This is a genomic window from Stenotrophomonas sp. YAU14D1_LEIMI4_1, assembly GCF_003086815.1.
Lineage (GTDB): Bacteria > Pseudomonadota > Gammaproteobacteria > Xanthomonadales > Xanthomonadaceae > Stenotrophomonas.
The window spans coordinates 552,065-564,546 of record NZ_CP025997.1 but is presented as its reverse complement, the minus strand read 5'-3'; the positions used below and the strand labels follow the sequence as shown (position 1 = coordinate 564,546).

Annotated in this window: 8 protein-coding genes; 3 read left to right on the top strand and 5 right to left on the bottom strand. The window is 68.0% G+C overall.

All coding sequences use genetic code 11. From position 1 onward, the window contains the following. Window positions 1–42 precede the first annotated feature (42 nt). The gene (locus tag C1932_RS02515) at window positions 43–924 is read left to right on the top strand and encodes a LysR family transcriptional regulator (protein ID WP_108761125.1); all 882 of its coding nucleotides are present in this window, start codon (window positions 43–45) and stop codon (window positions 922–924) included. Window positions 925–1,007: 83 nt separating this feature from the next. On the opposite strand, the gene C1932_RS02510 is transcribed toward C1932_RS02515, so the two are convergent. Further along, window positions 1,008–3,959: an EAL domain-containing protein gene (locus C1932_RS02510; RefSeq protein ID WP_199912001.1), complete on the bottom strand. Its 2,952-nt coding sequence runs from the start codon at window positions 3,957–3,959 to the stop codon at window positions 1,008–1,010. A gap of 279 nt (window positions 3,960–4,238) precedes the next feature. On the opposite strand from C1932_RS02510, the gene C1932_RS02505 reads away from it, so the two are divergent. Continuing rightward, the gene (locus C1932_RS02505) at window positions 4,239–6,350 is read left to right on the top strand and encodes a M13 family metallopeptidase (RefSeq protein WP_108752041.1); all 2,112 of its coding nucleotides are present in this window, start codon (window positions 4,239–4,241) and stop codon (window positions 6,348–6,350) included. Between the two features lie 216 nt (window positions 6,351–6,566). Here the strand turns inward: C1932_RS02505 and C1932_RS02500 are convergent, their stop codons facing one another. Beyond that, window positions 6,567–7,493 carry an oxygenase MpaB family protein gene (locus tag C1932_RS02500; RefSeq protein WP_108761123.1) on the bottom strand — a complete coding sequence of 309 codons (927 nt, stop codon included), beginning with the start codon at window positions 7,491–7,493 and terminating at the stop codon, window positions 6,567–6,569. Window positions 7,494–7,802: 309 nt separating this feature from the next. Here C1932_RS02500 and C1932_RS02495 point away from each other — a divergent pair, with 309 nt between their 5' ends. Continuing rightward, window positions 7,803–8,417 (top strand): hypothetical protein, encoded by a 615-nt coding sequence (locus tag C1932_RS02495; protein WP_108748360.1) that lies wholly within the window; start codon window positions 7,803–7,805, stop codon window positions 8,415–8,417. A 72-nt stretch (window positions 8,418–8,489) separates the two neighbouring features. On the opposite strand, the gene C1932_RS02490 is transcribed toward C1932_RS02495, so the two are convergent. The 3 genes from C1932_RS02490 to C1932_RS02480 form a co-directional block, all read right to left on the bottom strand. Continuing rightward, window positions 8,490–9,260, bottom strand: a complete 771-nt coding sequence (locus tag C1932_RS02490; protein WP_108755295.1) for a LytTR family DNA-binding domain-containing protein — start codon at window positions 9,258–9,260, stop codon at window positions 8,490–8,492. Beyond that, window positions 9,250–10,509, bottom strand: a complete 1,260-nt coding sequence (locus C1932_RS02485; RefSeq protein WP_108761122.1) for a histidine kinase — start codon at window positions 10,507–10,509, stop codon at window positions 9,250–9,252. The genes C1932_RS02490 and C1932_RS02485 overlap by 11 nt, the downstream gene beginning before the upstream one ends. A 163-nt stretch (window positions 10,510–10,672) precedes the next feature. Beyond that, a complete protein-coding gene (locus C1932_RS02480) occupies window positions 10,673–12,322 on the bottom strand; it encodes a M28 family metallopeptidase (RefSeq protein ID WP_108761121.1) in 1,650 nt (549 codons plus the stop codon). Between the last annotated feature and the right edge of the window lie 160 nt (window positions 12,323–12,482).

Here is a 12,482-nt window from a genome sequence, read left to right as displayed (position 1 = left end):
AAATACGATGAGACGACCGTATTTATTTCAGAAGGCGCAACAATGGACACTCTGGACGCCATGCGCGTGTTCGTGGCCGTGGTCGAGCGCAACGGCTTCAGTGCCGCCGCCGAGGCGCTGGGCGTATCCACGGCCGGGGTTACCCGGCAGGTGGCCGCGCTGGAAAAGCGCCTGTCCACCCGCCTGCTCCACCGCACTACCCGCCGGGTCAGCCCCACCAGCGCAGGCGCCGCCTACTACGCGCAGTGCGTGCGCCTGCTGGCCGAATTCGACGCGCTGGAAGCCAGTGTCGGAGCGCAGGCGCTGGAACCGTCGGGCACGCTGCGCATCAACGCGCCGGTCAGTTGGGGTATCGCCCGGCTGGGGCCGCTGCTGGCCGGCTACCGGCAACGCTACCCGCAGGTGGAACTGGACCTGGCGCTGTCCGACCGTCTGGTGGACATGGTGGAAGAAGGCTACGACGTGGCCCTGCGCATTACCCGCGAACCCAGCCCGACGTTGATCGCCCGGCGCCTGGGCCAGGCCCGCATCACCCTGTGCGCGGCACCGGCGTACCTGGCCGCGCGCGGCACGCCGGCCACGCCGCAGGACCTGGCGGCGCACGACTGCCTGGGTTACAGCTACTGGGCCTCGGGCAACCAGTGGCCGCTGCAGGGGCCCGGCGGCGAAGTACGCGTGGCGGTGAACAGCATCTTGCAGGCCAACAACGGCGACGTACTGCGCGAAGCCGCCATCGCCGGACTGGGCGTGATCCTGCAGCCCGATTTCCTGCTGGAACAGGCGCTGGCCGATGGCCGCCTGGTGCGCGTGCTGCCCGAGTGGGAAGTGCCGCCGATCGGCATCTTCGCGGTGTACACCAGCCGCAGCCATCTGGCACCGAAGGTGCGCAGTTTCATTGATTACCTGGTGGACGCCGGGGTGTGAGGCCCTCCGCCGGGCATGGCCCGGCGCTACCCCCTGCGCCGATGACACGGTAGCGCCGGGCCATGCCCGGCGGGTTTGCACGATCAGGCAACCACTTCGTCCAGCGCCTGGATGATCTTTTCCAGCGGCGCCGGCCGCCCCAGCAGGTAGCCCTGCACCTGGTCACAGCCGTGCGCGGCCAGCCAGTCCAGCTGGCCCTGGGTTTCCACGCCTTCGGCAATGATGGTCAGGCCCATGCTGTGGCCCAGCGACAGCAGCGCGCGGCAGATCGAGGCGTTGCGCGGGTTGGTTTCCACGTCGGCCACGAAGCTGCGGTCGATCTTCAGGATGTCCAGCGGCAGGTGCTGCAGGTAGGACATGCTGGAATAGCCGGTACCGAAATCATCCAGCGACACGCAGATGCCCTGCTCGTGCAGGCGGCGCATGGTCTGCATGGCCTGCGCCGGCTTGCGCATCAGGCTGCTCTCGGTCAGCTCCACGTGCAGCGCGCCGCGGGCCAGGCCGAAATCTTCCTGTGCGCGGGCGAACTCGGCCACCAGGTCGCTGTTGAAGAACTGCACCGCCGAAACATTCACCGCGATCGGCAGCTCGCCCCAGCCGGCATCCATCAGTTGCCGCTGTGCCTGTGCGGCGGCGCGGATCACCCAGCGGCCCAGCGCCAGGATCAGCCCGGTGTCTTCGCACAGCTGGATGAACTCGCTGGGCGGAATGAAGCTGCCGTCCGGCTGCGGCCAGCGCAGCAGCGCTTCCAGCGCCGCCGGGCTGCCATCGCTGGCGTGGCGGATCGGCTGGAAGTACAGCTGGAACTCGTTGTCGATGGCCGCATGGATGCGCCCGGCCAGGCGCAGGCGGTCGGCCAGGCGGGTCGACACGGCCGCATCGAACCAGGCCACCACGTTGCCTTCCACGCGGCCGGCATGTGCTGCCTGCGCGGCCATGCCCACCACCTGTTCGGCGCGCAGCGCATCGCCTTCCTCGCGCACGGCCACGCCGATGCGCGGCTCGAACTGGTGCAGCGAATCCTTGCCGCGCATCGGCGCCGACACGATCTGCAGCAGATCGTCCAGCACCGACTGGGTGTTGTGCTGCGGGGCAATGGCCAGCACGAAGTCTTCGGCCGGCTGGAAGGCCAGCGTGCCGAAGCGCGCGCCCAGCCCACCCAGGCGCGCGGCCATCGACTGCAGGATCGCATCGCCGATGTCACGGCCCAGCGTATCGGCCACCAGCTGCAGGCCGCGCAGCTGCACGTAGGCGATGGTGTAGCCGCGGTCCTGGCTGTCCAGCTGTTCGCTAAGGGCGCGCACGTTCAACAGGCCGGTGGCCGGGTTGTGCCGCGCGCGGTAGGCCAGGTCACGCTCGTAGGCCAGACGCTCGCTCACATCTTCGGCCAGCACCAGGCAGGCGGGCTGGCCGTCGAAATCCAGCTTGGACAGGTGCGCGCGCACTTCGAACACGGTGCCATCCTTGCGCCGGTGCATGCGCACGGCCGCATCCTGCAGTTCGCCCACGCGGGCGCGGGCAATGGCGCCCTTCACTTCCTCCCAGCCTTCGCGCGGGCGGATGTCCAGGATGCTCATGCCGAGGAATTCCTCGCGCGTGTAGCCGTACTGCAGCACCGCCGCTTCGTTCACTTCCAGGAAGCGCAGCGTATCGGGATCGAACACCCAGAACGGCGCCGGGTTGCGGTCGAACAGCAGGCGGAAGCGGCGCTCGACCTGGTTCATCTGCTCCTGCGCCAGATGACGCTCGCTCACGTCGGTCAACGCACCGATCATGCGCCGCTGGCTGTCGGCCAGTTCCACCCGCTGCCCGCGCGCGGACACCCAGCGCACATCGCCGCCGGGCAGCACCAGGCGGAACATTTCATCCAGCACCGCGCCGCGCGCGAACGCTTCATGGAACGCGTGCTGCAGCCGTTCGGCATCTTCGCGGTGCACGCGCCCGAAGAACTCGGCCACCGGCAGGGCATCGGTCTGCACGCCGAAGATCTCGCGCGCCAGCGGCGACCAGTGCAGCAGCGCGGCGTCTTCGTCCACGTACCAGGTGCAGACCCGGCCCACCTGGTGGGCCATGCGCAGTTCGGTGTGGCCGGTGCGCAGTTCGGCCGCCATCCACTGCTGGCTGCGGGTGCTGCGGCGCATCGCGAACAGCAGGCCCAGCAGCACCAGCACGTAGGTCAGCAGGATCGCCACCGCCGCATGCAGGTACGGCCACCACGCGGCCAGCACATCGGCATCGGCCAGCCCCACCTGCACCGCCAGCGGGCTGTGCTCCAGCGTGCTGATGGTGGACATGCGCGGAATCTGGTCGACCACGCCGGGGAAGCTGCCCAGCTCCACCACCGCCGGTCCGCCCACCAGGTTCCGGTACGGCAGGGTGTAGCGGCGGCCCACCGTGCCATAGGGATCAGGCACGCGCGCCAGCATGAAGCCGTCGGCATCGGTGATCGACACCATGCCATTGGGGCCTACGTCCAGGCCGCCGATGATGCGCTGCAGCTCGCCACAGCGCAGCCGCGCCAGCAGCCAGCGGTCGTCGGCCATGGGCAGGGCCAGTGGCACCACCCAGGTGCCATCGTCGGCGCGCTGCGGCGGCCCCAGGTACAGCGCGCTGCCCTGCCCGCGCCGCTGCGGGTCGGCCCACAGCGGCAGTTTCAGTTCGTCGGCACCGCCGGTCAGCGCACGCCCGTAGGCATCGAGCACCACGATGCTGTGCAGTTCCGCGTGCCGCTGCAGCACCCCGGCAATGGCCGCATCCAGCAAGTTCGGCGCCTGCGCCGGCACGTTGCCGAACAGCGCGGCGGCATCGCCGGCAATACCGGCCAGCGCCCGTTCCAGGTTGCGCAGCTCCAGCGCCAGCAGGCGTTCACTGCCCACCGCCAGCGCGCGGCTCTGCCGCTGCGCGGCCTCCAGCCGGCGCTGGTGGTCGTTGGCCAGCATGGCCGCCATGCCCACGGCCAGCAGCACGCCCAGCGCCACGCCGCCCCAGGTGATGGCACGCAACGGCCGGGCCAACGCCCGTTTCAGCGCGGGCATCGGTCGGTATTCCCTGTGCAGACGGCTGGCTTCATGCGCGAACGATTCCTCCACATCCCCGACCAGAGCGGCCGCAGCGCGGCATTCTTGACGCCTGCACCTGCTCCGCGGGCCATTCCCTGTGTGGGTCCCTACCCCGCAGCATGCACCAGCGCGATGACTGCGTGAAGCGCGGCGGCGCGTGTTCAGCCAGATCGCGCACACCCGAACCCGTGCTGGCGCGCGTCCAGCGCCGCCGCAGGGCATTAGACTTGGGGTTTTCCGTCGCAAGAGAAGTACATGTCCAAGCTGCGCCGTCCCACCCTGGCGCTGGCCATTCTCGCCAGCCTGTCCCTGGCCGCCTGCGATCGCCCGGCCGAGCCGGCGGCAGGTACGGCCGCCCCCGCCGAAGCCGCGCCGGCTGCCGCCAAGCCGATGCTGGGCAGCTTCGGCTTCGATGCCAGCGGCATGGACCGCAGCATCGCCGCCGGCGATGACTTCTTCGGTTTCGCCAACGGCAGCTGGGTGAAAAACACCGAGATTCCGGCCGACCGTTCGCGCTTCGGCAGCTTCAACGTGATTGCCGAAAAGACCCAGGCCGATACCCGCGCCATCCTGGAAGGTGCGGCCGGCAACGCGCAGGCCAGCGGCGATGACAAGCTGATCGGCGATTACTACGCCGCCTACATGGATGAAGCCGGCATTGAAAAGCGCGGTCTGGCCCCGGTGCAGCCGCAGCTGCAGGCCATCGGTGCGATCACCGACAAGGCCGGCCTGGCCCGTGCACTGGGCGATGACATGCGCGCCGACGTGGACCTGCTGAACGCCACCAATTTCTACACCGACCGCCTGTTCGGCCTGTGGGTGTCGGTGGATCTGCTGCAGCCCGACCGCACTGCGCCCTATCTGGTACAGGGTGGCCTGGGCATGCCCGACCGTGACTTCTACCTGGGCGATGGACGCATGGCCGAGCTGCGCAAGCAGTACCAGGCCTACATCGCCAAGGTGCTGCAGCTGGCCGGCGTGGCCGACCCGGCCGGCAAGGCGCAGCGCATCCTGGCGCTGGAAACCAAGATCGCCCAGGCGCATGCCACCCAGGAAGAAACCAACGATGTGACCAAGGGCGCCAACCCCTGGACCCAGGCCGATTTCAGCGCCAAGGCGCCGGGCATGGACTGGGCCGCGTTCCTGGAAGCGGCCAAGCTGGGCCAGCAGCAGGACTTCATCGTCTGGCAGCCCAAGGCCGTGGCCGGCCTGTCCAAGCTGGTGGCCACCGAGCCGCTGGATGCCTGGAAGGACTACATGACCTTCCACGCGCTGGACCGTGCCGCCAGCTACCTGCCCAAGACCTTCGCCGACGCCCGCTTCGCCTTCCACGGCACCGCGCTCAGCGGCACCCCGCAGCAGAGCGATCGCTGGAAGCGCGCGGTGGACGATGCCAACCACGCCGTCGGCGAAGCCATCGGCAAGCGCTACGTGGAAAAGCATTTCGACGCGAAGACCAAGGAACGCGCCGACGAGATGGCAAAGAACATCATTGCCGCCTTCGCCAAGCGCATCGACGCGCTGGCCTGGATGTCACCGCAGACCAAGGCCAGCGCCAAGGCCAAGGTGGCCGGCCTGACCGTGGGCATGGGCTACCCGGACAAGTGGCGTGACTACACCGGCCTGGAGATCCGCCGCGACGATCCGCTGGGCAATGCGCAGCGTGCCGAACGCTTCGAATACGAGCGCAACATCGCCAAGCTGGGCAAGCCGGTGGACCACAGCGAGTGGGCCATGCTGCCGCAGACCATCAACGCGATGAACGTGCCGCTGGAAAACCGCCTGGTGTTCCCGGCCGCGATCCTGCAGCCGCCGTTCTTCGACGGTGCCGCCGACGATGCGGTGAACTACGGTGCGATCGGCGCGGTGATCGGCCACGAGATCAGCCATGGCTTCGACAACGCCGGCGCGCTGTTCGATGCCACCGGCAAGCTGCACAACTGGTGGACCGCCGAAGACCTTAAGCAGTTCAACGCTGCCGGTGATGCGCTTGCCGCGCAGTTCAGCAGCTACGAACCGTTCCCGGGCGTGCACGTGAACGGCAAGCTGACCCTGGGCGAGAACATCGCCGACGTGGCCGGCCTGGGCACCGCCTACGATGCCTACCAGCTGTCGCTGCAGGGCAAGCCGGGCCAGACCCTGGAAGGCTTCACCCCGGACCAGCGCTTCTTCCTGGGCTTCGCCCAGGCATGGCGCAGCAAGAGCCGCGAGCAAGCGCTGCGCAATTCGCTGCTGACCGACGTGCACGCACCGGGCCAGTTCCGTGCGCTGACCGTGCGCAACATCGACGCGTGGTACCCGGCGTTTGAAGTGAAGGACGGCCAGAAGCTGTACCTGGCCCCGGAAAAGCGGGTCAAGGTGTGGTGATTTGATGCGAACGGGCGCCGCGAGGCGCCCGTTTCGTTTGCGGGGGGGGGCGGGATGCTCTGGTGGGTGCCAACCCCATCCTCTGGTGGGTGCCAACCTTGGTTGGCACGATCCTTCCGGCACCCCATCCACGCATGGCGTGGATCTACGCTGTGCCAACCAAGGTTGGCACCTACCCAAGGCGGGGCGCCGGGTGCCATCCACGCGTAGCGTGGATCACCGCGCGGCCGGCCACTCGCGCAATACCTCCACCGGCACGCCCATGCGTGCGCACGCCCGGGTGGCCAGGCCGTCGGGCAATGCGCGGCGGAACAGCGGCGCCATGCCCTGCATCAGCTTCGCCGAAGCCGCCGCCTGCGCACGCTGGGCAGTCGTGCGTTCCAGCATCGCCTCGGCCCAGTCGGGCAACAGCGCTGCACCGGCGCCCAGGAACACCGCGCGCGACAGCCCCGGAATCGGCACCGGCAGGTTCACCGCAGACAGCACGTCCAGCACTTCGCGCGAACGCGCATCGGCCATCAACTCGGGCTGGCGCGCACAGAAGTACGCGGCCACTTCCGCCTCGCTGCGCGGCACGTCCACTGCGCCAAGCGCTTCGGCTACGCAGCGGTACTCGTCGTAGTAGCAGTCAGCAATCGCTTCGGGAACCTCGCGCCCATAGCGGCGGTAGCCCTGCAGGAAGCCGTAGGCCTCGGTCACGTGCACCCAGGTCAGCAGGTGCGGATCGTCAGCCGCATACGCCTGGCCCTGCGCGGTGCGGCCGCGGATCTGCGCATGGATGTGGCGCACCTTGGCCACCAGCGTTTCCACCTCGCCACTGGGCGCGTAGCTGGTGCCGGCCACGAAGGCCGTGGTGCGGCGCAGCCGCCCCACCAGGTCCTGGCGGAAATTGGAGTGGTCATACACGCCGGCCAGCGCGCGCGGGTGCAGGGTCTGCAGCATCAGCGCGCACAGCCCGCCGGCCAGCATGGACGGCAGTTCCGCATGCACGCGCCAGGTGATGCTGTCCGGCCCGAACCAGCCAGGATCGCCCTGCGGGTGGTCGTAATCGATGCCGCTCTGGCCACGCGGGAAGGCGTCGAGCACCCAGCGGCGGATGGGCGCGGTAACCGGGCGGGTCAAGCGGTGCAGCAACGGCGGCATACGGGGTCCAGTGGGTGGCGGAATCGACCGGGTTCTGCGCGGTCTGGCTTGATTCTGGGCGATCCGGCGCCCTGCGGCGAGCCCGAGAGCCGCCCCGCAGCGGCATGTGCGCACGCAGCACGATTCACCCTGCGACATCTTGTCGCAGCCTCCGAATGCTATGGTGCGCCGCACCAATCTTCACGCATTCAGGCAAAACCCTTGCGCCCCTTCGCTTTGCGCCCATTGCACCGGCCGCTGGAAGTGCTAGAACTGAATCCGCCACATCGTCCAATGCTGATCGACGCACGTTCCAGAAAGGAGCCAGCCATGATTGCTTTGTTCAAGGGTTTGGGAATGCTGCTGCGGGACAACGAGCTGTACAGCAGCCCGTTCGAAAAACAGGTCGCGCACTGGCGCAACCTGAGCGAGCAGCAGATCCGCGACGAGGTGGCCGTGCTGGCCAAGGCCAAGTGCCAGTGGCTGATGGCCTCCATCGTGGGTTGGCAGGCAGCGTCGCTGCTGATCCTCGGCCTGATCGCCAACTACCTGTGGCGAGACGACTTCCATATCACCTTCACCCGCGTGGTGATCGTGTTCGGTTCGTGGGTGTCGATCCTGTTCGTCATCTGGTTCATGGCCAACATGTTCGACCACACCGCCGGCTTCGAACGCTGGATGAAGGCCTTCAACAGCCGCGCGCGCATCAGCTCCAGTGCCGACAGCGTCGAATGCGTGGCCGAAGCGCTGGACTTGGCCGAGCATTACCCGGAAGTGCTGGACTACAAGCAGGCGGTCACCGCCAGGCGCGAACTGCGCCACGAAGACATCCGCATCATGACCGAGATCGGGCGCATGAAGCAGCACTCGGAACTGGTGGGCCGCCTGAACCACGTGGGCGAGACCGAACACCACCACGACATGACGCTGCAACCGGCGTTCTGATCACCCGGAAAGCGGGGGGAGCCACAGTGCCACCGTGCACTGCCACGGTGGCATTGTTCTTTCTGGCGCCTGCTACATGCCGCGGAACAGGCTCATGAACGGCTGGCTGACCACCAGTGTTTCCGGGCGCTGGCGCAGGCGCAGCACGCCCCTGCCGGTATCGTCGCGGCTGACCGCCGCCACCGCCTTCATGTGCACGATGGTGGAACGGTGGATCTGCCGGAACTGCTGCGGGTCCAGCGCCTCCAGCAGTTCGCGCAGCGGCGTGCGCAGCAGGCTCTCGCCCTCGGCGGTCACCACCGTGGTGTACTTGTTGTCGGCGCGGAAGTAGACCACGTCGTCCAGCATGATCAGCTGCGTTTCGCGGCCATTGCTGGCGGTGATCCAGGCCAGCGGCGGACGCTCGGGCTGCGCCTGCGACGGACCCAGGCGCTGCAGCAGCCGCTCCAGCACGGCATCGTCCTGGCGCGTGGATGGCAGGCGCGACAGGATGCGTTCGCGGGTGGCCAGCAGGCGCTCATCGCTGACCGGCTTCAACAGGTAGTCCATCGCGCCCTGTTCGAACGCATCGATGGCGTACTGGTCGTAGGCGGTCACGAACACTACCTGCGTGCGCGGGCTCAGTTCGGACAGCGAACGGGCCACTTCGATGCCGCTGATGCCCGGCATGCGGATATCCAGGAAGGCGATGTCCGGCTGTTTCTCGGCCAGTTGTTCCAACGCGCTGGCGCCATCCTCGCACGCGGCCACCAGCTTCAGCTCCGGCCACAGCCGCGCCAGTTGGTCCACCAGTGCCTGGCGCAGAAGTTCTTCGTCTTCGGCAATCAGGGCTTCAAGCGGCATGGGTGCGCTCCTTGGCCGGCTGCGGCAGGGTCATGGTAGCGGCCACGCCCGAGGGGAAGTTGGCCACGATCGCCACGCCGGCCTGCTCGCCGCAGGTCAGGCGCAGACGCTCGCGCAGGTTCTTCAGGCCGATGCCGGTGCCGCTGGTGCCTTGGCCGAAGCCCAGCCCATCGTCGGCCACCGTTACGGTCACATGGTCGTCGAAGCCACGCGCCAGGATCCAGATCGTGCCGCCACCCGGCTTGGGCTCGAGGCCGTGCTTGATCGCGTTTTCCACCAGCGTCTGCAGGGCCATGGCCGGCAGGTGCACGCCGTGCAGTTCGTTGGGCACCTGCACTTCCACCGCCAGCCGCGCGCCCATGCGGATACGCAGGATTTCCAGATAGGCGCGCGTGCGTTCCAGCTCCACGCCCAGCGTGGACACCGACTCATCCACCTGCGGCAGCGAACTGCGCAGGTACTGGATCAAGTGCCCCAGCATCTGCTCGGCGCGGCCCGGATCGGTGCGGGTCAGCACCTGCGCATTGGCCAGCGTGTTGTACAGGAAGTGCGGTTCCACCTGTGCGTGCAGCAGGTTCAGGCGTGCCACCGACAGTTCCTTTTCCACCTGGGTCTGTTCGGCAGCGGCCTGTTCGTCGCGGCGCTGGTCGGCCACCCGGCGGCTGATCGCGCGGGTCACCGCTTCGGCGTTCTCATAGTTGCTGCCTTCATCCAGCGCCAGCAGATCGGCCCACCAGCCGGCATCGGGCTCGAACAGCAGGGTGACCGTGCTGGTGCCCTGCCCCGGGGTGACCGTGGCCTGCACGCTGTTGCGCTTGATCGCCAGCCGCGCCGGCAGGTTCCAGCGCGAGGGCTGGCGGCCATTCCAGGGGTCCACGCGGCGCACGTAGGCGCGCACCTGCAGGCTGCCGGCCGAATTTTCCACGTCTTCCACGCGCGGCAGCTCGGCCACCGCCGCCTCGACCACCGCGTAGGCCTGGCCGGCGTCCATGGGCAGTTCCACCTGCCGCCGCTGGCGGCCAGACAGGGTGCTGCCGTCCAGCTTGCCGGCCACCATCCACACCCGGCGCACATGGGTAATGGCGCTGCCCAGCGCGGTGATCATCAGGAACATCGCCAGCAGGCCGAAGATCCAGCCCGGGCCATCGTTCATGCCGCTGAAGATGCCGCTCCAGACCATGCCCGCCACCAGCAGCGCCACGGCCCAGGCCAACAGATGACGGACAATGAGAGTAAGGCTGGCGAACACGGCAGTGCCTTGGTGGGAAGGGGTGAGCCGAGCATAGGCCCGCGCACCGGGCAAACAAGCGTCCTGCGACGAAGCCCCGGAAAGCGGGGATGGAAGCTGTTACAGCAACGCCGGGCATGGCCCAGCGCTACCGGTAGGTGGCGGGGCAGCGCCCCGCCTTGCCTTACTTGCGCTGGTCGGCGCTGGCGTCACGCACGGCGCGGAACGACTCGTCGGCGCTCCAGTTCGGCCAGCTGCGCGAGTTGGCCAGCTGGCTGCCCAGCGTGTAGAGCACTTCCAGGTCGCGTGCCGCACCGGCGAACACCCAGTCCGGCTGCCACTCGTCGCCCTGCTGGTGGTAACGCTTGGCGGTGTAATCGTCGGACGCCTTCTTGCCCGCCGCCACGCCCCCGTCCACCCAGTCCTGGCCGGCCGACCAGGACAGCGCCGGCACGCCGCGCTTGGCGAACGAGAAGTGGTCGGAACGGAAGAACAGGCCTGATTCCGGCTTCGGGTCGGGGGTGTAGCGGATGTCCCAGCCCTTGGCCACGTCCTTCAACTGGTCCAGCAGCTCGAAGCGCGCGGTGCCGTAGATGCCGAAATCACGCGACGGACCGAACGGGGCCATGCCGTCCATGTTGATCATCGCCACGGTCTTTTCCAGCGGGTACAGCGGATGGGTGGCGTAGTACTCCGAACCCAGCAGGCCCTTTTCCTCGGCGGTGACCGCCAGGAACAGCACCGAACGTTCCGGGCGCTTGCCCTTGGCGAAGCCACGGGCCAGTTCCAGCAACGAAGCGGTGCCGCTGGCGTTGTCCAGCGCACCGTTGAAGATGCGGTCGCCACGGGCATCGGGCTCACCCACGCCAATGTGGTCCCAGTGCGCGCTGTAGACGATGGTCTCGTCCGGGTAGCGGCTGCCTTCCAGGCGCGCGGCCACGTTGTGCGAGGTGATCACCTCGGTCTTCACAGCGTACTTCGCATCCAGGCTGGTACCGGTCAGCGGCACCGGGGTGAAGTCGCGCTGCTGCGCCTGCTTCTTCAGCGCCTCGAAATCGAGGCCGGCCGAGCGGAACAGGTCCACCGCCAGATCGCGCTGGATCCAGCCTTCCAGCGTCGGATGGGTGTCGGCGGGATTGTCACGCACCACGTCGAACATGGTGTTGGTGTTGGAGCCGGCCACGGTGGCCCAGCCGTAGGATGCCGGCGCGGTCTCATGCACGATCAGCACGCCCAGCGCACCCTGGCGGGCACCCTCTTCGTACTTGTACGGCCAGCGCCCATACCAGGTCATGCCCTTGCCGTCGAAGTCGCCCTTGCCGGTCTCGAAGTCGGGGTCGTTGATCAGCACCACGGCGATCTTGCCCTTCAGGTCCACGCCCTTGAAGTCATCCCAGTTGCGCTCCGGCGCCTTCACGCCATAGCCCAGGAACACCAGCGGTGCCTTGCTGATATCCACTGCGCTGGCACCGTTCATGGCCGCGCGCACGGCAATCTGCTTGCCCTGCTGCAGCGCCACGGTCTTGCCGCCCTGGTGCAGCGCCAGCTGCGGCGCGCCGACGATATCGCCCTTCAGCAGCGGCACGGCCTGGGTCCACAGGCGCTTGCCATCCTTCAGGTCGCCGCCCGGCTGCAGGCCGGCGTCGGCGAACTGCTTGCTGAGGTAGGCGATGGTCTTCTCTTCGCCGGCGGTGGCCGGCGAACGGCCTTCATACGCGTCGGAGGCAAGCTCCTTCACATCGGCGGAAATACGCGCGCCATCGAACTTCGGCGTGGCCGCCATCAATGCGCTGCTTACCGAAAGGGCCAGCAGGCCCAGTGCCACTCGTTTCATTGCTCTCTCCAGCAGGACAAACCTACCGGAGTGTAAGGGGTTCGGCAGGGCTGCGCCCCGCCCCCCTGTAGAGTCGAGCCATGCTCGACTGACGTCTCGCTCTGGTAGGTGTCGACCTTGGTCGACACGGACCTCGCCCTGGTAGGTGTCGACCTTGGTC

Excerpts from the sequence above, each read along its gene's own strand:
- C1932_RS02515 (WP_108761125.1), top strand. The coding sequence starts at position 43 with ATGGACACTCTGGACGCCATGCGCGTGTTCGTGGCCGTGGTCGAGCGC.
- C1932_RS02510 (WP_199912001.1), bottom strand. The coding sequence starts at position 3,959 with ATGCCCGCGCTGAAACGGGCGTTGGCCCGGCCGTTGCGTGCCATCACC.
- C1932_RS02505 (WP_108752041.1), top strand. The coding sequence starts at position 4,239 with ATGTCCAAGCTGCGCCGTCCCACCCTGGCGCTGGCCATTCTCGCCAGC.
- C1932_RS02500 (WP_108761123.1), bottom strand. The coding sequence starts at position 7,493 with ATGCCGCCGTTGCTGCACCGCTTGACCCGCCCGGTTACCGCGCCCATC.
- C1932_RS02495 (WP_108748360.1), top strand. The coding sequence starts at position 7,803 with ATGATTGCTTTGTTCAAGGGTTTGGGAATGCTGCTGCGGGACAACGAG.
- C1932_RS02490 (WP_108755295.1), bottom strand. The coding sequence starts at position 9,260 with ATGCCGCTTGAAGCCCTGATTGCCGAAGACGAAGAACTTCTGCGCCAG.
- C1932_RS02480 (WP_108761121.1), bottom strand. The coding sequence starts at position 12,322 with ATGAAACGAGTGGCACTGGGCCTGCTGGCCCTTTCGGTAAGCAGCGCA.